Here is a 23,204-nt window from a genome sequence, read left to right on the forward strand (position 1 = left end):
GAGGGTGTTGATCTCGGTGATGTCCATGTTCAGCGCCTCGACCACCGAGGTCTGCTCTTCGGTCGCGGTGGCCACCGACTGGTTCATGCCGTCGATCTCGCCGATGCGCTCGGTCACGCTGCCCAGGCGCTCGCCGGCCTGGTTGGCGATCTCCACGCTCTGCGCGCTGTAGTGCTGGCTCTCGGTCATGGTGGTGACCGACTCGCGGGCGCCGACCTGCAGCTCCTCGATCATCTTGTGGATCTCCTGCGCCGACTCCTGGGTGCGGTGCGCCAGGCTGCGCACCTCGTCGGCGACCACGGCGAAGCCACGCCCCGCCTCGCCGGCACGGGCCGCCTCGATGGCTGCGTTGAGCGCCAAGAGGTTGGTCTGCGCGGAGATGCTCTTGATCACTTCGAGGATCTGACCGATGTCCACGGTCTTGCTGTTGAGCACCTCGATATTGGCGCTGGAGGCACTGATCTTCTCCGACAGCTCGTTCATCGCCGCGATGGTCTTCTGCAGCACCTGGCTGCCGTCCTCGGCCAGCTCGCGGGCATCCGAGGCCTGGTGCGAGGCATCAGCGGCGTTGCGTGCAATCTCCTGGGCGGCAGCGCCCAGCTCGTTGATCGCCGCGGCCACGCTGTTGGTGCGGGTGGCCTGCTCGTCTGAGTTGGCCATCGACGAGTTGGAGGCACTGACCACCAGCTTGGCCACTTCGTTGAGCTGCTGGGTGGCCGAGGACACCTCGCGAATCGAGCCGTGGATACGCTCGACGAACTGGTTGAAGGAGCCGGCCAGCTCGCCGAACTCGTCGTTGCTCTGCACGCTCAGGCGCTTGGTCAGGTCGCCCTCGCCCTTGGCGATGTCGCGCATGGCCTGGCCCATCAGCAGCAGCGGCTGCATCAGCACGCGGATCAGCATGCCCAGCAGCAGCACGGTGGCGACCACTGCGACTATGGTGGCGACCGCCGCCGAGGCGCGGAACTCGTCGAGCGCGGCGAAGGCGGCGTCCTGATCCAGCACCAGGGCCACGTACCAGTTGGCCGAGAGCAGCCCCTCCAGCGGGGTGAAGGCGATGAACTGGGTCTTGCCATCCACCTCGACCTCGCTGACGCCGGCTTTCACCTGCGGGGTGTCCTGCGGGTACAGCTCCTTGATGTCCTTGAGCGAGTATTTGCTGTCCGGGTGCAGCAGCACCTTGCCCTGGGCGCTAACCAGGAAGGCATGGCCGTGGCCCTGGAACTTCAGCGAGCCGAGCAGCTGGGCGATGCTCTCCAGGTCCATATCGGCACCGGCCACGCCGACCATCTGGCCGTCACGGCGCACCGGGGTGGCGATGGTGATCACCAGCTTCTGCGACGAGGCGGCGATATAGGGTTCGGTCAGCACGCTGCCCTGCGCCGCACTGGCGGCCTGGTACCAGCCACGTATGCGCGGGTCGTAGTCGGCCGGGCGGTTGCCGGCCGGCACCGAGTTCATCGCACCGTCGGCGCCGCCGAAGTAGGTCAGCTGGAAGCGCTGGCCATACACCGGCAGGTTCAGCGCGGCCAGCAGCGGCTCGCCCTGCTGACCATTGCTGGAGAGCTGCTGGGCCAGCGACTCGACCAGCTGGATGCGGCCGTCCAGCCAGGTCTTGATGTTGCGGGTGGCCAGGCTGCCGACTTCCTGCAGCGAGGCATGCACGTCCTCGTTCAGCGACTGGCGCTGGCGGTAGTCGTTGAACAGCACAAACAGGGTGAAGGCGACAATCGTCACCAGCGAGGCGGCCAGCAGGATCTTCTGGCTGAACTTCAGGTTGGAGGGCATCGCAAGGTATCCATGCAAGGTGGCTGGCAGGGTATGCCGGTTACCGCCCCGGCTCGTGCCCGGCGGCGGATCATCGCTCCCTGGCGTGGCCTGCTCCGCGCGAAGGGAGCCGGGCCGAACCAGGGCGCAGGCACCGGATTGCGATGCACTGCGAGCCCTCACCGGTTGGAATGGTGGTTATGGTCCGGATGGGGCTGGAACCCTGCGGGAAGGGCTTCCCGAGGGCCGATGAAAATACCGGCATTCTGCTACCAACCATAGCCCAGCCGTGAGACGGTTTTGCGGCAAAGATGTGTAGCTTTGGGCCGGACAGAACTGCCGCCCCAGGCATTTCGAACATACCCAAGCGTCCTCTTCGCTATCACCCAGTGCGGCAACACAAGTTGCAATGAATCCCCGATCAGTAGCTCGCCGGAGCGCTTGACCTTAAAGTTAAGTTAAAAGTTAGGGTGCCTGCCCAGTGGCTCTTCCAGCGAGCCCTGGCGCAGACGCGATCTGCGCGGACATCAACCTTCACGCAGATAGCGGAGATCCAGAAGCATGAAAGTCAGAAACATCGCGGTAATGGCGGGGCTGTTGCTGAATGTCGTGGCAGCCTCTGCCTGGGCGAGCGGCGCGGCCAGCGCCCCGCAAGCCACCACCACCATCGCCGGCCAGGCCATCCCGGTGGTCGCCGGCGGGCTGTACGACCGCTACCACTCCAACCCGCCGCTTTCGGTCATCGCCAGCGAGGCGCCGGATATCGACCTCAGCTGGTTCAAGGGGCTGCAGAAGACCAAGGTGAACATAGGCTTCGAGTCCTACTCGCCGAACTTCTACTACCGCAACAGCCGAGTCACCGCAGTGTTCACCGCGAACCTGGAGCGTCTGCGCGAGCTGATGCCCGCCGCCGTGCTGGAGCAGGTGCAGCCGCTGCAGATCTGGCCCGGCCGTGGCCTGGTCGCCCTGACTGCCTACGCCTACCACTACTGCGATAACGACAGCTACAACGAGATCGCCCTATCCATCGTCACGAACAAGCCCGGCAACGCCAACCTGGGGCCCATCAGTCTGGTCAGCCAGGCGCTGTCGAAGGACCTCTGGGGCTACGTGCTCAAGCTGCCGGTCAATACCGAACTGGCGCGCGTGCGCGGCGTGGTCGGCTACAACCTGCCGAAATGGCTGACCGCCATCGACTACCAGGAAACCGACAAGTCGGTGGTCTTCACCATCAGCGACAGCCAGACCGGCAAGCTCGACGTCACCCTGGAAACCGCCAAGCTGAGCGATCTCTCCGATGAGCCTGAACTGGTCACCAACAGCTTCACCAATATCGGTCACGACGGTCAGCTGGCCTACGGTTACGCGGTATCGCGCCAGCAGAGTTACGCCTCGAGCAGCGCTGAGGAAACGGTGAAGCTGGAGCTGAGCGACGGCAGCCTGTCGACCTTCATCAAGTCGCTGGATCTGGGCGATCTGGTGAAGTACGAGTACGTGCCGCAGTTCCAGAGCGCGCTGTACGCACCTGCCCCGCTGCAGAGCCTGCTGGAGCAGGACTGAGCACGACGCCTGGCGGGAGCACTGGCTCCCGCCTCTCCCCGCCTAGCGCTTGCCGGCAGCGCGGCGCCGGGCCGACTTGCCGAGAACCTTGGCGTCCTCGGCCTCCATCAACGGGCCATCCAGATCGCCCAGCTGCATGCGCGACAGCACGCGCTTGGCGTTGGTGGCGCAGTCGATATCGTCCGGCTTCGCCTCGATCTCGGCGATCAGCGCCAGCAAGTGCACCTTGCTCTGCGCCAGGCGCTGCTCCAGGGACTCGATGTCCTGCACCTTGCCGCGCAGGGTGTCGATCAGCGTGCCGTGCTGCCACTGGGTCAGGTCGGACGGCAGCAGCGTGCGCAGCTCATCGAGGCTGAAACCGGCCTTCTGCGCCGTGGCGATCAAGTTGAGCACCAGCACCGCTTCGGCCGGATAGCTGCGGTAGCCGTTGGCCTGGCGCTCGACCGTGTGCAGCAGGCCGATGCTCTCGTAGAAACGGATGCGCGAAGGCGCCAGGCCCGTGCGCTCCGCCAGTTCGCCGATCTTCATGGCCTCGATGTTCCTCGTGCAGGTGTGAGCCGATACTGAGGTTAACTTTAACATCAAGGTTTGCGGGTCGTAGCGGCACGGCTTCGAGAGTATTCGGCAGCTGATTCCCGCAAGCAGACAGCCCCGTGGTGCAATCGCCAAGGGCGCAGGCCATTCGTCATCAAGCGACTGCCCGCTCCGTCCGTCGCTCCTCCAGCTCGCGCACCAGCGGCAGTACGTGCTCGCCGAAGTACGCCACCTCCTCCTGGAAATGCAGGAAACCGGAGAGAATCAGGTCCACGCCCACCGCCTTGAGCGCGACGATGCGTTCGGCGATCTGCCGCGGCGTGCCGATCAGGTTGGTCTTGAAGCCGTCGTTGTACTGCACCAGGTCCTCGAAGCTCGACTTGACCCAGTTGCCCTCGCGCTCCGGGCTGGCCGCGCCGGCGTTCTTCACCTCGGCACCGAAGGCGTTGACCGCCTCCGGGTTGGCCTTGTCGATGATCTCCTGCAGCACGGCGCGCGCCTCTTCCTCAGTGTCGCGGGCGATGATGAAGGCGTTCACCCCAATCTTCACCGCATGGCCGTTGGCCGCAGCCTTGGCGCGGATGTCGTCGACCTGGGCCTTGATCCCTTCCACCGTGTTGCCGTTGGTGAAGTACCAGTCGGACACCCGCGCCGCCATGTCGCGCGCGGCGCGCGAACTGCCGCCCTGGAAGATTTCCGGGTGCGGCTGCTGCAGCGGCTTGGGTTTCAGCGTGTAGTCGCGGAAGCGGTAGAAGTCGCCGTTGAAACTGAAGTTGTCCTGGGTCCAGATGCCCTTCAGCGCGCGGATGAATTCCTCCGAGCGGCGGTAACGCTCGTCGTGCTCCAGCCAGTGCTCGCCGATGGCGTGGAACTCGCCCTTGAACCAGCCGGACACCAGGTTGATGGCGATGCGGCCGTTGGTGAGCTGGTCGATGGTCGCCAGCTGCTTGGCCGCCAGCACCGGATTCCACGGCCCCGGCAGGATGGCGGCGATCACCTTGAGCTTCTCGGTGGCAGCCAGCAGCGCGTGGCTGATAGCCACCGATTCGTGCTGGTACTCGGCGCCGTAGCCGGCGGTGAAGCGGATCTGCGACAGCGCGTAGTCGAAGCCTGAGCGCTCGGCGATCTGCGCCAGCTTGCGGTTGTAGTCGATGTCCCAGCTGGTGCGCTGCTCGATGTCGCTGACCACCAGGCCACCGCTGACGTTGGGCACCCAGTAGGCGAACTTGATCGGTTGTTGGCTCATGTCCATCTCTCCTGTCGGGTCGGGATCAGTTGGCGCTCTGCGCCACCACGGCGGTGGAGCCCTTCAGCGCCGCATCGAGGAACTTCGGTTCGGCCCAGTCGGCGACGACGAAGCCACGGCGCACTAGGCGCTGCTCGGCGGCTAGGTCGACGCTCTGCTGCAGGCGGGCGAGGAAGGCAGCGTCCAGCTGCGGGTCGAAGATCTTGTGGAAGCTGGTGCCGTGCAGGTCGTTGGTGAGGATCAGCGTCGGGTAGCTGGCCAGGCCGGAAACCAGCTCGATGTAGGCCTGCTTGTTCTGCTCGTCGCGCAGCCAGGCCACGGCCTTCTGCTGGGCCTTGATCAGGCGGGCGGTGAGCTGCGGGTTCTCGTCGACGAAGCTGCCGTGGCCGACGAACACGCCCTGGATGCTGCCGGCACCGCCGAGGTCATCGGTGGACAGCGGCAGCTCAGCCACGCCACGGGCCTTGAGCACGATCAGGTTGGACAGGCCCCAGGTGGCGTCGATCTGCTTGGCCGCCAGCGCCGCGTTGGCCGCGTTGAAGTCCAGATTGATCACCTGCAGGTCGCGCTCGGACAGGCCCTGGCTGGCCAGCGCGGCGTCGAACGACAGCTGCGAGGCGGTACCCCGGAAGATCGCCACGCGCTTGCCTTTGAGGTCGGCCAGGGTCTTGATCCCCGAGCCGGGCACCACGCCCAGGTAGTGTTTGATGTCGCGCGCGGTGGCGCTGAGCAGGCGGGTGTCCAGGCCATTGGCCTTGCCGATGATGGCGGCCAGGTCGCCGAGGTAGGCGAAGTCCACCTGGTCGTTGGCCAGCGCCTCGTTGATCACCGGGCCGGCGCCCTTGAAGAAGCTCCAGGTGATCTTCACGCCGTCGGCGGCGAACTCCTGCTCGAAGATCTGCTGGGTACGCAGCACATCGACCACACCACCGCCGCTGTGCTGGCTGCCGGCGCTGAGGTCAGGCACGGCGATGCGGATTTCCTTGGCGCCGTCCGCAGCCTGCACCGGCGGCAGGTAGGCCAGCAGACCGATCAGGGCCGGCGTGGCGAACAAGGTGGCGAAGGAGGTGAAGAGGCTTTTCATGGTCGTGCTCCTGAATGCGCGGAACGCTCCACGGCGTTCCCTGGGGCGCACTTAAGGCACGACTCGCTTATAGAATTTAAATACTAAAAAATTATTTTTTAATTACTTAAAAGCCTAAATCAGCAGCCGCGCGGCCCAGCCGGCAGATGCAACGCAGGCATAAAAAATATTCGGCAAAGGCATTGGCCGGCGGACCGCTCAGGTTCTTTAAATGACCGCTCTTATCACTCAATCGAATTGATATGAGCTTTTATATGCCTTTACTGCAAAGTGCTTATATAGACCCACGCGGGAGTAGCCGGCGATGAGTCTGAGCGCTTCCCTCCCGCTGAACCCTGCAAGCGTGCGCCCGCGTCTGAACGGCGAGCGTCTGCTGCCCTGGCTGTTGCCGCTGGCCCTGCTGCTGTTGTGGCAGGCCGCCAGCCACTGGCAATGGATGAGCGAGCAGGTGCTGCCGGCGCCCGAGCTGGTCTGGCAAACGCTGCTGGAGCTGGGCCGTGGCGAGCTGTGGCAGCACCTGGCGATCAGCCTCAAGCGCCTGGCCTGGGGCCTGCTCGGCGGCGTCGCCGCCGGCGTCGCGCTGGGTGCCTGGCTCGGCAGCAGCCCACGGGCCGAGCGCCTGGTGTTCCCCACCTTCGCCGCCCTGGCACAGATTCCCACCCTGGCCTGGATTCCGCTGTTCATGCTGTTCTTTGGCATCGGCGAGTTGCTCAAGCTGGTGGTGCTGGTCAAGGCCATCGTGGTGCCGGTGACCATCCATACCCTGGTCGGCGTACGCGACGCCCAGCCGCGCCTGCGCGAGGCCGCCGACGCCCTGCGCCTGCCACCACTGCTGCGCCTGTGGCGGCTGACCATCCCCGCCGCCCTGCCCTCGTTCATGGCCGGCCTGCGCCTGGCCCTGGCCACCGGCTGGGCCTCGCTGCTGGCGGTGGAACTGCTGGCCTCCAGCGAGGGCATCGGCTACCTGATGGTCTGGGGTCGGCAGCTGTTCATGCTCGACATCGTGTTCGTCTGCATCCTGATCATCGGCCTGTTCGGCATCGTGCTGGATCGCGGCATCCAGTGGCTCGACGGCCGCCTGCTGCACTGGCCGCATCCGCCGGCCGCCGAGTTCCGCCGCGTGCCTTCCGGCCGTGGCTGGCAGCGCCTGCAGGCCTGGTACCTGCCGCTGGCCCTGCTCGGCCTGTGGCAACTGACCTGCAGCGCCGGCTGGGTCGACGCCAATATCCTCGCCAGCCCGGCGCAGGTGGCCCAGGCCACCTGGCAGGGCCTGGCCGACGGCACCCTACTCAATGGCCTGCTGCTGAGCCTGCGTCGCGCCCTTGGCGGTCTGCTGCTGGGCGGCAGCCTCGGCCTGCTGCTCGGCGTGCTGCTCGGTCTGTGGCGCCCGGCCGAACGGCTGCTCGGCCCGACCCTGTCGGCGCTGCGCCAGGTCGCCATCTTCGCCTGGGTGCCGCTGCTCACCGCCTGGTTCGGCCTGGGTGAGCTGGCCAAGCTGGTGTTCGTCGGCATGGCCACCTTCTTCCCACTGCTGATCGCCAGCCAGCGCGGCATCGCCGCCCTCTCCTCGCAGCTCGACGAAGCGGCCCGCGCCCTGCGCCTGAATCGCCGCCAGCGCCTGCTGCGCCTGGTACTGCCAGGCGCAGCCCCGGCCATCTTCGCCGGCCTACGCCTGGCGCTGATCTTCGCCTGGCTCGGCACCATCGGCGCCGAGTACTTCATGCCCTCGGACGGCGGCCTGGCCAGCCTGATGATCGGCGCCCAGCAAATGTTTCGCATGGACCAGGTGATGGCCGGAATGCTGCTGATCGGCATCACCGGCGCCCTGCTCAACACCCTCGGACAACTGATCGAAGCGCGCGCCACGCGCTGGAGAACCGCATGAACAGCCTGACCCAACCCGACGACCGTACCCTCCAGGGCCTGCCGCCTCTCCCGCCGCTGGTGAGCTTCGCCGGCGTCGGCAAACACTTCGGCGAGCTGCAGGCGATCAGCGACTTCAACCTGGATATCCGCGAGGGCGAGTCCATCGCCATCCTCGGCTCCAGCGGCTGCGGCAAGTCCACCCTGCTGCGCCTGCTGGTCGGCCTGGATCGCGAGTTCGAAGGCCGCATCGAGGTCGCCGGCAAGCCCGTCGAGGGCATCGGCAGCGAGCGCGGCATCGTGTTCCAGGAGCACCGCCTGTTCCCCTGGCTGACCGTGGAGCAGAACGTCGGCCTCGGCCTGGTCAACGAGGGCCTGACCCAGGCCGAGCGCTTCCGCCGCATTGAGGAATTCATCCAGCTGGTCGGCCTCGACGGCTTCCAGCGCGCCTACCCGCACCAGCTCTCCGGCGGCATGGCCCAGCGTGTGGCCATTGCCCGCGGCCTGGTGGCCAGCCCGCGCATCCTGCTGCTCGACGAACCCTTCGGCGCCCTCGACGCGCTGACCCGTCAGCAGATGCAGGAAGAGCTGCTGGCCATCCGCAAGCGCGCCGGCATCACCAGCCTGCTGGTCACCCACGATGTCGAGGAAGCGATCTTCCTCGCCGACCGCGTGGTGGTGCTGGCACCGCGTCCGGGGCGGATCAAGCGCATCGTCGAGATCGACCTGCCGCACCCGCGCGACCGCGCCGGCTACGACTTCCACCAGCTGCGCGCCGAGCTGCTCTACGAACTGACCGGCGATGGCGACTACCGCGCCCCACCGCCCCGCGTCGAAGACCTGCCCTTCGCCTCCCTGGCCTACTGATCACTGCACCGAGCATTCCATGAGCAAACGCCCCAACTTCCTGCTGATCGTCGCCGACGATCTCGGCTTCTCCGACCTCGGCGCCTTCGGTGGCGAGATCGCAACACCGCACCTCGACGCCCTGGCCAATGCCGGCCTGCGCCTGACCGACTTCCATGCCGCCTCGGCCTGCTCGCCGACCCGCGCCATGCTGCTGACCGGCACCGACCACCACCTGGCCGGCATCGGCGCCATGGCCGAGTTCAGCGACCAGAAGATCCGCCGCAACCCCGGCTACGAGGGCCACCTCAACCAGCGCGTGGCCGCCCTGCCCGAGCTGCTGCGCGACGCCGGCTACCACACGCTGATCTCCGGCAAGTGGCACCTCGGCCGCACGGCCGAGACCTCCGCCGCCGCCCGCGGCTTCGAGCGCTCGTTCATCCTCGAAGGCGCCGCGCACAACCACTACGACTGGTCGCCGGACGTACCGCCGCACAAGATGCCGCGCCTGCTGCACACGGTGGAAGGCACCTACCGCGACGGCTTCGAGCCGGTCACCGAGTTGCCCAAGGACTTCTACTCCTCCGACGCCTTCACCGACCGCCTGTTGCAGTACCTCGGCGAACGCCCGCAAGACGATGAGCGGCCGTTCTTCGCCTACCTGCCGTTCTCCGCACCGCACTTCCCGCTGCAGGCCCCGGCCGAGCTGATCGCCAAGTACCACGGCCGCTACGACGCCGGCCCCGACGCCCTGCGCCAACAGCGCCTGGCACGGCTCAAGGAGCTGGGTCTGGTACCGGCCGATGTCGAGGCGCATCCGGTGGTGGCCGACACACCGAACTGGGACGAGCTGGACGACGCCGGCCGTCGCCAGTCCGCGCGCGCCATGGAGGTCTACGCGGCGATGGTCGAGCGCCTGGACTGGAACGTCGGCCGGGTGGTCGAGCACCTGCGCGCCAGCGGCGAGCTGGACAACACCGTGGTGCTGTTCCTCTCCGACAACGGCGCCGAGGGCGCGGCGCTAGAGGCCATCCCCATCGTCGGCAAACGCGCCCAGCGCTTTATCGCCAAGCACTACGACAACAGCCTGGACAACCTCGGCCGCGCCAACTCCTACCTCTGGTACGGCCCGCGCTGGGCCCAGGCGGCCACCGCGCCGTCGCGCCAATTCAAGCTGTTCACCAGCCAGGGAGGTATCCGCGTGCCGGCCTTCATCACCTGGCCGGGCCTGCAGCTACAGGGGCAGATCAGCCACGAATTTTCCACCGTGATGGACATCGTGCCGACCCTGCTGCAACTGGCCGGCACCGAGCACCCCGGCACCAGTTACCAGGGCCGCGAGGTGCTGCCACTGCGCGGCCGTTCGCTGCTGCCCTACCTGCAGGGCCAGGAGGCGCAGCCGCACAGCCAGGACGAGACCACCGGCTGGGAGCTGTTCCGCGCCCGCACCATTCGCCAGGGCGACTGGAAGGCGCTGTACATCCCCAAACCGGACGGCCCAGGGCGCTGGCAGCTGTACCACCTCAAGCGCGACCCCGGCGAAATCCACGACCTGGCCCACGCCGAGCCGGAGCGCCTGAACAAGCTGATCGGCCACTGGCAGCGCTACGTCGATGAGACCGGCGTGCTCGACTTCAGCTTCGCCGGGCGCCTGCTACGCGAGCTGGGTGGTGCCCTGCTGCGTGTCTTCACCCGCCAGCCACGGACGCTTTGAGATGCACAACAAGCTCCCCGGCCTGATCGCCGCCCTGCTGCTGAGCCTGGCCGGCCCACTGGCGGCCGAGCCGGCGCAGCCGCTAGAGGTCATCCGCCTGGCCGTACCGGATGCCAGCGCCGGGCGTCATCCCAGCAGCGGCACGCCAACCATCGACTACGCCTACACGCAGAAGCTGTTCGAGCAGGAATTCGCCAAGGACGGCATCGAGATCCAGTGGGCCTTCTTCAAGAACGCCGGTCCGGCGATCAACGAGGCCTTCGCCAACGAGCAGATCGACGTGGCCTTCCTCGGCGACCTGGCGGCCATCATCGGCGAGGCGGTGGGCAACAGCACGCGCCTGCTGGCCGCCACCAGCCGTGGCCTGAATGGCTACCTCGGCGTGGTGCCGGGCAGCGGCAACGACAGCCTGGAATCCCTGCGCGGCAAGACCATCGGCGTGTGGCTCGGCACCGCCGGGCACCTGTCGCTGGAGGCGATGCTGGCCAGCCGTGGCTACAGCGACAAGGACTTCCACCTGATCAGCCTGGACAACAGCGCCGGCCTCGCCGCGCTGGCGGCCAAGCGCATCGACGCAGTGTGGAGCGCCGCCGGCGTGCTGGCCCTGCGTAACCGTGGCCTGGCCGAGATTCCGCTGAGCACCCAGGGTGGCGACGGCACCGGCACCATCGCCGTGACCATGCTCGGCGCCAGCGACTTCGTCGAACGCCACCCGGCCATCACCGAGCGACTGGTGCGCGTGCTGGTACAGGCCGCGCACTGGAGTTCGCGCCCGGAAAACGGCGAGGCGGCGGTCGACCTGCTGGTCAAGCAGATCGGCCTGCCACCGGAGCTGATGGCGCAGGAGCTACAGGGCGAGCCGCTCTCCCGGCGCAACTCGCCGCTGCTCGACGACTACTTCCTCAAGCACCTGCAGTACGGCGCCGACGCCGCCTATGCCAAACGCCTGATCCGCAGCCGCGTCGACGTCCAAAACTGGGCCGAACCACGCTTCCTCGACCAGGCCCTGGCCGAGCTGCAACTCACCGATTACTGGCCGCAACGGGAGGCCTATGTCGACCCTTGGCACTGAGCGCTTAGGCGCCCTCCACTCTCTACCTAGCCTCAAGCTGCCGCCGGCCCTGCTCGGCCTGGTGGTGCCGCTGGCCCTGCTCCTGCTCTGGTCGCTGGCATCGGCCAACGGCTGGATGCCCAAACAGATCCTGCCGCCACCGAGCCTGGTGTGGCACACCGCGCTGGAACTCTGGCACAGCGGCGCCCTGGCCCAGCTCGGCGTCAGCCTGGCGCTGCTGGCCAAGGGCCTGCTGTTCGGCGTGCTTGGCGGTCTGCTGATCGGCATCGTCACCGGCCTCAGTCGCCGCGCCGAGGACATCATCGCGCCGAGCTTCTACGCCTTCGCGCAGATCCCCACGCTGGCCTGGATTCCACTGCTGATCGTCTATCTGGGCATCGGCGACGGGCTCAAGCTGTTCCTGATCTTCAAGGCCGTGGTGGTGCCGGTGGCGGTGCATGTGCAGGTCGGTGTGCGTGATGTGCCCGAGCGCCTGCGCGAGGCAGCCGCCGTGCTGCGCCTGCCCTGGTACCTGCGCCTGTGGCGGCTGACACTGCCGGCAGCGCTGCCGGCCTTCCTCACCGGCCTGCGCCTGGCGCTGATGGCCGGCTGGATGACCCTTATCGCTGTCGAGCTGCTGGCCTCCAGCGAGGGCATCGGCTACCTGATGGTCTGGGGCCGCCAGCTGTTCCAGCTCGACCTGGTGTTCGTCTGCATCCTGGTCATCGGCCTCACCGGCTGGCTGATCGATCGCGGCATCCAGGGCCTCGACGGCGCCCTGGTGCGCTGGCCGCGTCCGCCGCTGGCCGCCCATGCCGGGCGCGCGCCGCAACGCGGCTGGGCCTGGCTGGCGACCCAGGCACGGCGCTGGGCTATTCCGCTATTGCTGCTGTGGGGCTGGAGTTCGCTGGTTGCCAGCGGCAAGGTCAACCCGGCGATCCTGCCGTCGCCACTGGGCATCGTGCAGGCCGGCTGGGCCGACCTGCTCGACGGCAGCCTTAGTGCGGCGCTGGGCTGGAGCTTGCTGCGCAGCCTGCTCGGCCTGCTGCTCGGTAGCGCGGTGGGCATCGCCGTAGGTCTGCTGCTCGGCCTGTTCCGCCCGCTGGAGCGGCTGTTCGCGCCGAGCCTGGCCGCCTTCCGCCAGGTCGCGCTGTTCGCCTGGGTGCCGCTGATCACCGCCTGGGCCGGCATCTACGACTTCGCCAAGATCGTGTTCATCGCCCTGGCCGCCTTCCTGCCGGTGTACCTGGCCACTTGGCGCGGCGTGGCCAACCGCTCGGCGCAACTCGACGAGGTGGCCGACAGCCTGCGCCTGAGCTTCGTCCAGCGCCTGCGCCTGGTCATCCTGCCCGGCGCCGTGCCGTCGATCTTCGCCGGCCTGCGCCTGGCGCTGATCTACGCCTGGCTCGGCTCGCTCGGCGCCGAGTACTTCATGAATTCAGGTGTAGGCATCGGCAGCTACATGGTCGGCGCCCAGCAGAAGTTCGAGATGGCCCGGGTGTTCGCCGGCATGGTCCTGGTCGGCCTGCTTGGCGCCCTGCTCGCCGCCCTCGGCCTGCGCCTGGAGCGCCTGGCCAGCCGCTGGCGGCAGAGCGGCGCCCCTTCCTGAACCCAGACAACCGCCCGCGTGGCTCGGCCGCGCGGGCCACCTTCAGCACATAGCGAGTCCACACCCATGTCCAGAACACCTGAACGCCCCAACTTCCTGGTGATAGTCGCCGACGACCTCGGCTTCTCCGACCTCGGCGCCTTCGGTGGCGAGATCGCCACGCCCAACCTCGACGCCCTGGCCCTCAACGGCCTGCGCCTGACCGACTTCCACGTGGCGCCGACCTGCTCGCCGACCCGCTCGATGCTGCTCACCGGCACCGACCACCACATCGCCGGCATCGGCGCCATGGCCGAGGCCATCGCCCCCGAGCAGATCGGCCAACCCGGCTACGAGGGCTACCTCAACGAGCGCGTGGTCGCCCTGCCCGAGCTGCTGCGCGAGGCCGGTTACCAGACGCTGATGGCCGGCAAGTGGCATCTGGGCCTCAGGCCCGAACTGGCGCCGCATGCGCGCGGCTTCGAGCGCTCCTTCTCGCTGCTGCCCGGCGCCGCCAACCACTATGGCTTCGAGCCGCCCTACGACGAGAACACCCCAGGCGTGCTGAAGTCGACGCCGGCGCTGTATATCGAGGACGACCAGTTCGTCGACCAGTTGCCCGAGGGCTTCTATTCCTCCGACGCCTTCGGCGACAAGCTGATCCAGTACCTCAAGGAGCGCGACCAGAGCCGGCCTTTCTTCGCCTACTTGCCCTTCTCCGCACCGCACTGGCCGCTGCAGGCGCCGCAGGAGGTGGTGGCCAAGTACCAGGGCCGCTACGACGCCGGCCCCGAGGCGCTGCGCCAGGAACGCCTGCAACGGCTCAAGCAGCTCGGCCTGGTGGCCGAGGACGTACAGGCCCACCCGGTGATCGCCTTGACCCAGGAGTGGGACAAGCTCACCCCGGAGAAACGCGCGATCTCGGCGCGCACCATGGAGGTGTACGCGGCCATGGTCGAGCGCATGGACTGGAACATCGGCCGGGTGGTCGACTACCTGCGCCAGCAGGGCCAGCTGGACAACACCTTCGTCCTGTTCATCTCCGACAACGGCGCCGAGGGCGCGCTGCTGGAAGCCTTCCCCAAGTTCGGCCCGAACCTGCAGAGCTTCCTCGATGCGCACTACGACAACAGCCTGGACAACATCGGCAACGCCAACTCCTACGTCTGGTACGGCCCGCGCTGGGCACAGGCGGCCACCGCGCCTTCCAAGCTGTTCAAGGCCTTCACTACCCAGGGCGGCATCCGCGTGCCGGCGCTGATCCGCTACCCGGAATTCGCCCGCCAGGGCGGGCAGATCAGTGGTGCGTTCAGCACAGTGATGGACGTCACCCCGACCATCCTCGACCTGGCCGGCGTACGCCATCCCGGTACCCGCTGGAACGGCCGCGACGTGGCGGCGCTGCGCGGCAAGTCGTGGCTCGGCTACCTCAGCGGCGAGACCAGCGAAGTGCATGACGACGACACGGTGACCGGCTGGGAGCTGTTCGGCATGCGCGGCGTGCGCAAGGGCCAGTGGAAGGCGGTGTACATCCCGCGCCCGCTGGGCCCGGCCAGCTGGCAGCTGTACGACCTGAGCAAGGACCCCGGCGAGACCACCGACCTGGCCCAGAGCGAGCCGAGCAAACTGGCTGCGCTGATCGAACACTGGGACGACTACGCCGAGGAAACCGGCGTGGTCCTGGCCGCCTCGCCCTTCCAGCTATAGAACCGGAGCATCCGCGCCCCGCATGGGGCGCGGAAACATCTGCACAAGAAACCGCCCTGGCTCCCGCCGGGCGGCTGAACCCCGCGTCTGCCGTGCCCTCGGCGCCTGCTGGTTTCACCCGCCCCAGGCTGGCGTCCAGCGGCCCCTGCGCACTGCAACATCCCCGTAATCACCGCCCGTTATGGTGCCGGCTCTTGTTTCAGAAGGCCCATGTCGTGACCAGCGTTAAGAACCTCCGCAAGACCCTCGATCAGGTAGCCGCCAACAACGAGTCTGCCGCCATCTCCGTGATGCGCGCCGCGGAACGCACCGGCGACGAAGTCCTGCGCCAGCAGCTGCACCGGGTCATCCTGCAAATGAACCAGGACGCCCTCGCCCTCCGCGCCCTACGCGACGCCCAACCCGCCGACACCCAGCGGCGCGCCTAAGCGCGCCCTACTCCCCGATACCTGGCGCTACACCCTGTACCCGCCGCCGCTAGTCATCCGTGTTCTCGTACTGCATCGGCACCGATCCGCATCTTTTCTAGTAGCCAACACTTCCAGCCTCTGGATCGGCACTTTCAGCCGAGCCCGTAACCTAGACGCACGCCTCGCGAATTCGTAATGTCGCCCCTAGGTCCTGTCGCATTGCCATCATGAGCGGTGCCGCGTTTGCCTTCGGCAGACTCAAGCACCAAAAGGGATTTCGCAGAGACAGGGAATGTTATGCGACACAAGTGGCGGAAAATATTACGCCGTTTGTGTCGCCTACTTATAGTTATACGGAAATGCAATCTTGATGGATCCATACCGTGACCCACAGCAATCAAATAAGGCAGGACAAATGGACATTAATGTCAGCCTTAAAAAAATAGAAAAGAACTTCAGCAACAAACAGAATAAGCTTCTCCAAAAGATCGAAAAACTAATAGGCCGAGAAGCATCCATAGGCTTAATTAGCCTGCAAGGCTCAGAGCAAACATCGCAAGCAGAAATTGAAGTAATTGCAAATTTAATTACTCAATTTCAACCAATAAAAATCTCTGAATTTCAAGAAACTCCAAGACACATCACATTAGAGGGGCATTTAGATAATTGGCACCCACTAACCATCTCGCCGCAGTATAAAATTCAGAATACAAGCCCTAACAGCCAGCCTTGGGCTATCGACCTAGCTCTGCACTTAAATAGAATCATTGGCCAGGACACAATCCGAGTTTCCTCTCTTGGAATTGAGTATGACGGCTATCCATCGCACTATATAGAGAGCAACATAAAGAAAACATATCTGAGAGACACAGCAATTTCTTCAGAATCCGGAATTCAATCCATAAGAATCTCGCCTGAGTCCTGGAAGAGAGATCCTGACTTCTTCAAGAAAGCGATAAAAAAATACTTCAACCACTCAATTAAAACAGTCGATCAAATTCAGCTAAGCACAATAAAAGCAACAAAAGAATCTGATCTTAAACGCTACACGAATGACATAGAAGACCAAAGACTAACAAAGTGCATTGTATGCAATGGAAGAGGAGAACTGGCAGGAAGCGAATGCCCCATTTGCCGAGGAATGTGCTCTATCCTAGAAAGCACAGCAAGAAAAATTGATATATCGGAATATGATAAGTTTCCATGCCCAAGCTGCAAAGGTATTAACTGCTCTGCATGCCGAGGCTCTGGAGTAATAACCCGCGAAAAAGCAATTTCCTGGAAATAATCAGCCACGTATAACAATGCGCTCAACTTCCGCTCACTCCGCTCGCTGGACGTCCAAAAGCTGCGCTTTTGGCCGCCCGTTAGCTTAATCGTTAAGCGCCCTTGGAGGGCCCAGCATTGGAAGCAGTATTAAACATGATGATAGGAGTATTTACAGGAGTAATAACAACTGTACTCCTATATCTCACAAAACTCATAATAGATAAAATTCTACTACCGTGGTACCAAAACCTTACATATAGAGGAATTGATGTTTCTGGAGTTTGGGAGGGAGAATTCAGCAGTTCAGACACGGCAAACTTTACAGCAAAACTAACCTTAGATCAGAGCGCGCACAATCTTTCCGGCTCATACATCGTCATTAAGTATATAAATGGGGAAGAGCAAAAAATCACATCCATGTCGGTTAGTGGAGAGGTATGGGAAGGCTTCGTATCATTAAAGTGCAGAACAATCAGCAATAAAAACCTATCATTCGGCTCAATGCTTCTAAAAATAAATGATTCCGAGCTAAATGGCCATAAAGTATTCAGAAACCTTGCTGGAAATGGTTCCGGCATTGTCAATAGACCAATAATACTAAAAAGAACGGAGGGTAACGCTTAACAATGCGCTCAACTTTCGCTCACTTCGTTCGTTGGACGTCCAAAAGCTGCGCTTTTGGCCGCCCGTTAGTTTAATCGTTATTAACCACAATTAGCCATGACGCATCCAGAAAATTTTTATAAATACGCATCTCCAAGCACTGCCTTGATCATTCTGGAGAACTCCCGGCTAAGGTGGTCGAGCCCATTACTTTTCAATGACCCTGCCGAGTTCCAACGAATGCCTCGCTTCGAGCCTACTATTGCCGAAGCGTCCAATGAGTTCCCCAGCACCCTTATAAATATAGCTAGTGGAAAAATAAAATTCGACGAATCGGCACTTTCTCCAAGTGCAAATTTACTGCTTCAGTGTGTAAAAGTACTTCTTGCACAAAAAACGCCTGAAGCCAAAATTGCTTCTGCACTTACATCTAGAATTGAAGACCCAGACGCCCATGTAATTTCCGGCTTGAGAGGATTTTTCGGGGAAAATTTTCTATCCACAGCCCGTGTAATGTGCCTAACAACCAATCACAGCAATGATGCTATGTGGGCAAATTACGCCGACGGCCATAAAGGATGCGTTCTAGGGTTTAAGCACATCCCAAGGCTTTCCACACCGTTTCTTGAGGCAAAAAAAGTAATGTACTCAGAGAACCCACCGGTAGTGGGTAACGGTATGGACTTTCTTCTCTATGGAGACACAAGACCACTAAGAGCGGCTACGATCAACGCTGTTTGTTATACCAAAAAAATCGACTGGTCCTATGAGCAGGAATGGCGCGCTATTACATGGCGCCCCGAAGAAGATTCGCAGTTCGCAGATTACAAATTTTATCCTGATGAATTAGAGTCGGTGACCATTGGAAGTAAAGCTTCGCCAGATACTGAGTTGGCCGTAAAAAAAATACTGCGCGAGCTCTACCCGCACTGCCACTTGTATCGACTGGTAATAAATAATGGCGAAAGCTCTCGCGTACCGATAGAGCACTGTGAAAGCAGCACATAACAACTGGTTCAAACCGTTCGCCGCTCTCACTGGGACGGGCTAAAGCCCGCCCCTTAACCAAACGTTAGTCCTCTACAGTTGACTCATCACCGCATGAAGACATACAAACATTACCACGGCACGCCAAATCAAATAATGGCTCAAGAAGAGGTTTCAATTTTGCTGTGCGTTGAACGTGCGCTTGCGTCTTCTAGTAACTCGCAAACAATCGGCAGAAACGGTGAGCTCCCATTTATAAGCTTCTTGCAACGATATTTACCTAATACGCTTCGCGCCGCCTCTGGCCACTTCATTACACCGAACGGCGATATCTCTCCTCAACTCGATGCCATTGTTTTTGATGCGAGGTATCCACTTCTCTCCGAAAACACCGATGGTTCAGCGCTCCTAATGCTGAACTCCGTCGTTCATATCTATGAGCTCAAGACCAATCTAACGGCTAGAGACATACGCAAAAGCATCGAGAATTCAAAGAAGATAACAACACTTACGCAACAGGTTAAAGAGTTCGAGACACCTGATGGTTGGGGCTCACCTCGCCAAACGTTATTGGCCTATCGCACTGAGCAAAAACTGGAGACGCTTGAAGCGGCATTCTTCGGTGCATCAAGCCCCGAAATTTCCCCCATGGATAGTATCGTACTGCGCTGTCTTCCTAATGACGCAGCAATCATTGGAGGAGTGGGCGGAACTCTTCATTTGGAGCCACCGTTTCCTGAAGAAAATGCTCGCGGACCTCGTCCAGATGGGTACTTTCCTATGTTTATACCAAGTCACACGCCGCTCTCTGACCTCTACTATTCGCTTGTTCAAAATGCCTACTACACATTGGGCGAAAGAGATTACTCATTCAACGACATTGGCGCACATTTCAACGATTACATGAGTTGGGCAACAGCATGATTAAGGGTCAAGCAGCTACTACTAGGCTAATAAGCGGTTCATACCGCTCGTTTCGCTCACTGGGACGGGCCAAAGCCCGCCCCTTAACCAAACGTTAGGCTTCGTTCTTCACGCCCCAATCACCCCACCATCCACCCGCGTAATCAGCAACGTGGTCGAGCGCGGCCGGGTCTTGCCGTCGCTGGCTGGGAAGCTGATGGCCGGGTGCTGGATATTGGCCCACATGGCCTTGCCGTCCGGGCTCCAGGCCAGGCCAGTGATTTCGCAGCCGCGCGGGCCGACCAGGAAGCGGCGGACCTCGCGGGTGCTGGGGTCGGCGCAGAGCAGTTGGTTGCAGCCCATGCCGGCCATCACCGGTTCGATGTCGTCGTAGTCGGTCTGGATCCACAGGCGCCCGGCGGCGTCGAAGGCCAGGCCGTCCGGTGAGGAAAACAGGTCGCCGTTGATGGTGCCGGTGAGGTTGGCCGGCACCGGCTTGCCATCCTTGTCCTTGCTGCCGCGGGCTTCGCCGGCGAGGAGGAACAGTTCCCAGGTGAAGGCAGTGGCGGTCGGGTTGGCGCCCTTTTCGTTGAAGCGCAGGATCTGCCCGTGCAGGTTGTGCGGGCGCGGGTTGGCCTTGTCGGTGGGTTGCTTGTCGCCACGCCCGTCGTTGTTGGTCAGGGTCACGTAGACCTCGCCGGTGGCGGGATGCACGGCGGCCCACTCGGGGCGGTCCATCGGCGTGGCGCCGGCGCGGTCGGCGGCGGCGCGGGCGTTGAGCAGTACCTCGGCCTGGTTGGCGAAACCGTTCTCGGCGCTGAGGCCGTTCTGCCCGTGCACCAGGGCCAGCCACTGGCCGCTGCCGTCGGCATCGAAGCGCGCGGCGTACAGGGTGCCTTCGTCCAGCAGATCACGATTGGCCCTAGGGTTGGCAGCGTCGAAGCGGCCGGCGGGGACGAATTTGTAGACATACTCGCCCTTGGCATCGTCGCCGGAGTAGAAGGCCATGCGCCCGTCCTTGCCCAGGCTCAGCGCCGCGCATTCGCGGCTGAAGCGGCCGAAGGCGGTGCGCTTGATCGGCTGCGCCTTGGGGTCGAAGGGATCGATCTCGACCACCCAGCCGAAGCGGTGCGGCTCGTTGACGTGGCCGCCGTGGGGTTGGTCGGCGTAGGGCGTGGCGTCGAAGCGCGCGTCGGCGGTCTCCCATGCGTAGTTCTTGCTGGTGCCCTCCTTCGCCAGGCCGTAGCGCTTGTGCGACACGCGCGCCTCGAAGTCGGCCTTGTCGCGGTTGATGAAGTAGTTGGGCCAGTTCTCCTCGCAGGTGAGGAAGGTGCCCCAGGGCGTGACGCCGGTGGCGCAGTTGTTGAGGGTGCCGAGCACGGTGAGGCCGCTCGGGTCGCTGGCGGTCTTCATCTGCTCGTGGGCGGCCAGCGGGCCGGCGATGCGCATGGGCGTGAGCATGCTGATGCGGCGGTTGTAGGCGGAATCCATCACCCGTTGCCACTGGCCACCTTCGCCCTTTTTCACCTCGATCACCGAGACGCCGTGGGCGGCTTGTTCCTTGCGCACCTCGGCAAGCGGGCGCGGCTTGGACTGGTCGATCTTGCCGGACGGGTGCAGCGGCGGGTTGATGTACTCATGGTTCATCACCAGCAGGCCGCGGTCGGTCTCGCCGGGGAAGGCGAAGAAGTCCATGCCGTCGTGATTGTCGCCGGCCTGCTTGAGCTGGGCCTGCCAGTCGTCGCTGGCGTCCGGGTTCCAGGCCGGCGCGCCGGCTTCAACCGGGTCGCCCCAGGAGAAGAACGGCACGGCGCGGTAGCCCTCGGCCACCAGCACGCTGTCGAACTGCGGGTCGAGCTGCACCGGCACGCCCTTGAAGCTGAGCAGCGGGCTGGCCGAGGCCTTGGAGCAGGCAGCCAGGCCGCCGCCGAAGAAGCCCAGCGCGGCCAGGGTCAGGCCGCCCTTGAGCACGTTGCGTCGGCTACCGTCGACCAGCATGTCCAGCGGCGGGTTGGCGCTGGGGTTGATAGCGATATCGTCGTGCGCTTCCAGGCGCTGGTGGAACTGCTGGTGTTCAGGGTTCATCAGGGCTTCTCTGGTTATTCGATGCGGTAGTGGAAGGTGTTCTTCACGCCGTCCACCGCCACGGCGCGGCCATCGACCACACGCGGCTGGTAGCGGAAGGTGCGGGCGGCGGCCAGGGACGGACGGACGAACAGCGGGTGGCAGTCGCCGAGGGTTTGCGGGTCTTCGACGCGGCCTTGCGGGCTGACCCGGTAGGTCACCGTGCAGTCGCCCTCGATGCCCTTGTCCAGGGCGCGCTCGGGGTAGTCCGGCGCCTCCTTGGCGATGGGCAGGTACTGGCGGCTGGCGGCCGCCGCGGCCTCGGCCTGGCGGGCGCGCTCGGCGGCTTCGGCGTCGGCGCGGGCCTGGGCTTCGGCCTGGCGCTGCTGCTCCTGCTGGCGGGCCAGTTCGTCGGCCTCGCGGCGTTCGCGTTCGATGCGTTGACGCTCGACCTGTTCGCGTTCCTGGCGCTCGCGCTGTTCCTCGACGCGTTTGCGCGCCAGGGGGGCCTGCTCCAGCTTCTGCTGCTCGATGCGTGGATCGGGCTTGGGCGCTTCCACCGGCTTGGCCGGCTCGGGCTCAGGGATCGCTACTGGTGGCAGCACCGCCTCGGGCTGTGGCGGCGCTGGCGGGGCCAGGGTTATCAGGCGCGTGGTCAGGGTGCGCACCTGCGGTGCCGGCGGCGTGTCGGCCTGCCAGTGAGCCAGCAGCAGACCGAGCACCAGCGCGTGCAGGCCCACCGCCACACCGGCGGCTAGAAAGCTGCGCAGCCAGCGGCTGGAGGGAGCGGCGAGCGCCAGTGGCGCGGTGGCCTGCATGACCAGCGCGCTCACTGCGGCGCCTCGGTGATCAGGCCAAGGTTGCTCACCCCACCCTGCTGCAGCGCGGCCATGCCGGCCACCACCGTGGCATAGTCGGCGTGGCCGTCGGCGCGGATATACACCTGGGTGTCGCCGCGCGCGGCGATCAGCGCGCCGACCTTGCTGGTCATCTCCTCCAGGCTCACCGCGCTGTCGGTCCTGTGCTGGGTATCCAGCTCGCTGCCGAGGTTCCAGTAGTAGCCGCCATCGGCCTGCACCGAGAGGGTCAGCACCTGTTGCTGGCTGTCGGTCGGCAGCGCCTCGGCGGCGACCTTGGGCAGCTCGATCTTCACACCCTGGGTGAGCATCGGTGCGGTGACCATGAAGATCACCAGCAGTACCAGCATCACGTCGATGTAGGGCACCACGTTCATCTCGGCCTTGGGGCCGTGCTTGTTCTGCGGCTTGCGCATCTCGCCTCTCCTCAGGCTGCCTGGGCCACGCCGGTGGCAGCCGGCAGGCGCCGTTGCAGGCGACCCTGCAGTTCGTTGCCGAAGGCGTACAGGCGGGTGCTCAGCGCGGCGACGCGGGCAGAGAAGCGGTTGTAGGCGATCACCGCAGGAATCGCCGCGAACAGGCCGATGGCGGTGGCGATCAGCGCCTCGGCGATGCCCGGCGCGACGGTGGACAGCGTCGCCTGCTGCACCTGGGACAGGCCGATGAAGGAATTCATGATCCCCCACACGGTGCCAAACAGGCCGATATAGGGGCTGACCGAGCCGATGGTGGCGAGCAGCGGCAGGCCCTTCTCCAGGCGCTCCTCCTGCTCGGAGATGGCCACCAGCAGGCTGCGTTCGACGCCGTCGATCAGCGTCTCGCGCTCTACACCGGGGTCACGACGCAGCTGCGCGTATTCGCCGTAGCCGGCGCGGAACAGCTGCTCCAGCACGGCGTCCGCATCACTGCGCTCGGCGCCTTCGCGGTACAGGGTGGCGAGGTCGCCGGTCTCGCGGAAGCGGCGCAGGAAGTCCCGCGCCAGGCGCTCGCTGCGGCCCAGCAGCAGGCTGCGCTGGACGATCAGGTACCAACTGGCCAGAGAGGCGGCGAGCAGGGTCAGCATGACCAGTTTGACCAGCAGGCTGGCGTCGCTGACCAGGCTCCAGACGGTCATCTGTTCGAGGGTGGCGTGCATGGTGTGGCTCCTTTGC

At 64.1% G+C, this 23,204-nt stretch carries 20 protein-coding genes; 12 read left to right on the plus strand and 8 right to left on the minus strand.

Annotation, left to right across the window (positions count from 1 at the left end; all coding sequences use genetic code 11):
• On the minus strand, positions 1 to 1,788 hold a 1,788-nt coding region (locus IP89_RS18570), incomplete at its 3' end, for a methyl-accepting chemotaxis protein (RefSeq protein WP_043311160.1).
• 540 nt (positions 1,789 to 2,328) lie between these two features.
• Between IP89_RS18570 and IP89_RS18575 the strand changes: the two genes are divergently transcribed.
• On the plus strand, positions 2,329 to 3,327 hold the full coding sequence (locus tag IP89_RS18575; RefSeq protein WP_043311162.1) for a hypothetical protein: 999 nt from the start codon (positions 2,329 to 2,331) through the stop codon (positions 3,325 to 3,327).
• 42 nt (positions 3,328 to 3,369) lie between these two features.
• Here IP89_RS18575 and IP89_RS18580 read toward each other — a convergent pair whose 3' ends face one another.
• The 3 genes from IP89_RS18580 to IP89_RS18590 form a co-directional block, all read right to left on the minus strand.
• The gene (locus IP89_RS18580; protein WP_043311163.1) at positions 3,370 to 3,855 is read right to left on the minus strand and encodes a MerR family transcriptional regulator; all 486 of its coding nucleotides are present in this window, start codon (positions 3,853 to 3,855) and stop codon (positions 3,370 to 3,372) included.
• A 160-nt stretch (positions 3,856 to 4,015) separates the two neighbouring features.
• Positions 4,016 to 5,113 carry a dimethylsulfone monooxygenase SfnG gene (sfnG, locus tag IP89_RS18585; RefSeq protein WP_177326902.1) on the minus strand — a complete coding sequence of 366 codons (1,098 nt, stop codon included), beginning with the start codon at positions 5,111 to 5,113 and terminating at the stop codon, positions 4,016 to 4,018.
• A 19-nt stretch (positions 5,114 to 5,132) separates the two neighbouring features.
• Positions 5,133 to 6,191 carry an ABC transporter substrate-binding protein gene (locus IP89_RS18590; RefSeq protein ID WP_043311166.1) on the minus strand — a complete coding sequence of 353 codons (1,059 nt, stop codon included), beginning with the start codon at positions 6,189 to 6,191 and terminating at the stop codon, positions 5,133 to 5,135.
• Positions 6,192 to 6,495: 304 nt separating this feature from the next.
• Between IP89_RS18590 and IP89_RS18595 the strand changes: the two genes are divergently transcribed.
• The 11 genes from IP89_RS18595 (at position 6,496) to IP89_RS23175 (ending at position 19,153) form a co-directional block, all read left to right on the plus strand.
• The gene (locus tag IP89_RS18595) at positions 6,496 to 8,076 is read left to right on the plus strand and encodes an ABC transporter permease (RefSeq protein WP_043311168.1); all 1,581 of its coding nucleotides are present in this window, start codon (positions 6,496 to 6,498) and stop codon (positions 8,074 to 8,076) included.
• Positions 8,073 to 8,921: an ABC transporter ATP-binding protein gene (locus tag IP89_RS18600; RefSeq protein WP_052081132.1), complete on the plus strand. Its 849-nt coding sequence runs from the start codon at positions 8,073 to 8,075 to the stop codon at positions 8,919 to 8,921. The genes IP89_RS18595 and IP89_RS18600 overlap by 4 nt, the downstream gene beginning before the upstream one ends.
• Positions 8,922 to 8,940: 19 nt before the next feature.
• The gene (locus IP89_RS18605) at positions 8,941 to 10,614 is read left to right on the plus strand and encodes an arylsulfatase (protein WP_052081133.1); all 1,674 of its coding nucleotides are present in this window, start codon (positions 8,941 to 8,943) and stop codon (positions 10,612 to 10,614) included.
• A gap of 1 nt (position 10,615) precedes the next feature.
• Positions 10,616 to 11,686: an ABC transporter substrate-binding protein gene (locus tag IP89_RS18610; protein WP_052081134.1), complete on the plus strand. Its 1,071-nt coding sequence runs from the start codon at positions 10,616 to 10,618 to the stop codon at positions 11,684 to 11,686.
• The gene (locus IP89_RS18615; RefSeq protein ID WP_081963305.1) at positions 11,667 to 13,274 is read left to right on the plus strand and encodes an ABC transporter permease; all 1,608 of its coding nucleotides are present in this window, start codon (positions 11,667 to 11,669) and stop codon (positions 13,272 to 13,274) included. Before IP89_RS18610 ends, IP89_RS18615 begins: the two co-directional genes overlap by 20 nt.
• A 66-nt stretch (positions 13,275 to 13,340) precedes the next feature.
• Positions 13,341 to 14,960 carry an arylsulfatase gene (locus tag IP89_RS18620; RefSeq protein WP_043311169.1) on the plus strand — a complete coding sequence of 540 codons (1,620 nt, stop codon included), beginning with the start codon at positions 13,341 to 13,343 and terminating at the stop codon, positions 14,958 to 14,960.
• A gap of 215 nt (positions 14,961 to 15,175) precedes the next feature.
• On the plus strand, positions 15,176 to 15,388 hold the full coding sequence (locus IP89_RS18625) for a hypothetical protein (protein WP_043311247.1): 213 nt from the start codon (positions 15,176 to 15,178) through the stop codon (positions 15,386 to 15,388).
• Between the two features lie 352 nt (positions 15,389 to 15,740).
• A complete protein-coding gene (locus IP89_RS23165) occupies positions 15,741 to 16,658 on the plus strand; it encodes a hypothetical protein (RefSeq protein WP_218185999.1) in 918 nt (305 codons plus the stop codon).
• 116 nt (positions 16,659 to 16,774) lie between these two features.
• Positions 16,775 to 17,263, plus strand: coding sequence for a hypothetical protein (locus IP89_RS23415; RefSeq protein WP_156115081.1), 489 nt, complete (start codon positions 16,775 to 16,777; stop codon positions 17,261 to 17,263).
• Positions 17,264 to 17,359: 96 nt separating this feature from the next.
• Positions 17,360 to 18,250: a DUF2971 domain-containing protein gene (locus IP89_RS23170; protein ID WP_081963307.1), complete on the plus strand. Its 891-nt coding sequence runs from the start codon at positions 17,360 to 17,362 to the stop codon at positions 18,248 to 18,250.
• Positions 18,251 to 18,343: 93 nt separating this feature from the next.
• On the plus strand, positions 18,344 to 19,153 hold the full coding sequence (locus IP89_RS23175; RefSeq protein WP_081963308.1) for a DUF6602 domain-containing protein: 810 nt from the start codon (positions 18,344 to 18,346) through the stop codon (positions 19,151 to 19,153).
• Positions 19,154 to 19,261: 108 nt separating this feature from the next.
• Here the strand turns inward: IP89_RS23175 and IP89_RS18630 are convergent, their stop codons facing one another.
• Genes IP89_RS18630 through tolQ form a run of 4 tightly spaced genes read right to left on the minus strand, consistent with a single transcriptional unit; the run spans position 19,262 to position 23,188 of the window.
• A complete protein-coding gene (locus IP89_RS18630; RefSeq protein ID WP_043311171.1) occupies positions 19,262 to 21,217 on the minus strand; it encodes a PhoX family phosphatase in 1,956 nt (651 codons plus the stop codon).
• Between the two features lie 14 nt (positions 21,218 to 21,231).
• On the minus strand, positions 21,232 to 22,029 hold the full coding sequence (locus IP89_RS18635) for an energy transducer TonB (RefSeq protein WP_043311173.1): 798 nt from the start codon (positions 22,027 to 22,029) through the stop codon (positions 21,232 to 21,234).
• Positions 22,026 to 22,469, minus strand: a complete 444-nt coding sequence (tolR, locus tag IP89_RS18640) for a protein TolR (protein ID WP_043311174.1) — start codon at positions 22,467 to 22,469, stop codon at positions 22,026 to 22,028. Before tolR ends, IP89_RS18635 begins: the two co-directional genes overlap by 4 nt.
• 11 nt (positions 22,470 to 22,480) lie before the next feature.
• Complete coding sequence (tolQ, locus tag IP89_RS18645; RefSeq protein WP_043311176.1) at positions 22,481 to 23,188, minus strand: protein TolQ; 708 nt, start codon at positions 23,186 to 23,188, stop codon at positions 22,481 to 22,483.
• Between the last annotated feature and the right edge of the window lie 16 nt (positions 23,189 to 23,204).

Origin of the sequence: Pseudomonas sp. ML96 (genome assembly GCF_000761545.1) — a bacterium.
Classification (GTDB): domain Bacteria; phylum Pseudomonadota; class Gammaproteobacteria; order Pseudomonadales; family Pseudomonadaceae; genus Aquipseudomonas.

What these genes read in the sequence shown, in the direction of transcription:
- IP89_RS18575 (WP_043311162.1), top strand. Translation starts at nt 2,329, where the DNA reads ATGAAAGTCAGAAACATCGCGGTAATGGCGGGGCTGTTGCTGAATGTC.
- IP89_RS18580 (WP_043311163.1), bottom strand. Translation starts at nt 3,855, where the DNA reads ATGAAGATCGGCGAACTGGCGGAGCGCACGGGCCTGGCGCCTTCGCGC.
- sfnG (WP_177326902.1), bottom strand. Translation starts at nt 5,113, where the DNA reads ATGGACATGAGCCAACAACCGATCAAGTTCGCCTACTGGGTGCCCAAC.
- IP89_RS18590 (WP_043311166.1), bottom strand. Translation starts at nt 6,191, where the DNA reads ATGAAAAGCCTCTTCACCTCCTTCGCCACCTTGTTCGCCACGCCGGCC.
- IP89_RS18595 (WP_043311168.1), top strand. Translation starts at nt 6,496, where the DNA reads ATGAGTCTGAGCGCTTCCCTCCCGCTGAACCCTGCAAGCGTGCGCCCG.
- IP89_RS18600 (WP_052081132.1), top strand. Translation starts at nt 8,073, where the DNA reads ATGAACAGCCTGACCCAACCCGACGACCGTACCCTCCAGGGCCTGCCG.
- IP89_RS18605 (WP_052081133.1), top strand. Translation starts at nt 8,941, where the DNA reads ATGAGCAAACGCCCCAACTTCCTGCTGATCGTCGCCGACGATCTCGGC.
- IP89_RS18610 (WP_052081134.1), top strand. Translation starts at nt 10,616, where the DNA reads ATGCACAACAAGCTCCCCGGCCTGATCGCCGCCCTGCTGCTGAGCCTG.
- IP89_RS18615 (WP_081963305.1), top strand. Translation starts at nt 11,667, where the DNA reads ATGTCGACCCTTGGCACTGAGCGCTTAGGCGCCCTCCACTCTCTACCT.
- IP89_RS18620 (WP_043311169.1), top strand. Translation starts at nt 13,341, where the DNA reads ATGTCCAGAACACCTGAACGCCCCAACTTCCTGGTGATAGTCGCCGAC.
- IP89_RS23165 (WP_218185999.1), top strand. Translation starts at nt 15,741, where the DNA reads ATGGATCCATACCGTGACCCACAGCAATCAAATAAGGCAGGACAAATG.
- IP89_RS23170 (WP_081963307.1), top strand. Translation starts at nt 17,360, where the DNA reads ATGACGCATCCAGAAAATTTTTATAAATACGCATCTCCAAGCACTGCC.
- IP89_RS23175 (WP_081963308.1), top strand. Translation starts at nt 18,344, where the DNA reads ATGAAGACATACAAACATTACCACGGCACGCCAAATCAAATAATGGCT.
- IP89_RS18630 (WP_043311171.1), bottom strand. Translation starts at nt 21,217, where the DNA reads ATGAACCCTGAACACCAGCAGTTCCACCAGCGCCTGGAAGCGCACGAC.
- tolR (WP_043311174.1), bottom strand. Translation starts at nt 22,469, where the DNA reads ATGCGCAAGCCGCAGAACAAGCACGGCCCCAAGGCCGAGATGAACGTG.
- tolQ (WP_043311176.1), bottom strand. Translation starts at nt 23,188, where the DNA reads ATGCACGCCACCCTCGAACAGATGACCGTCTGGAGCCTGGTCAGCGAC.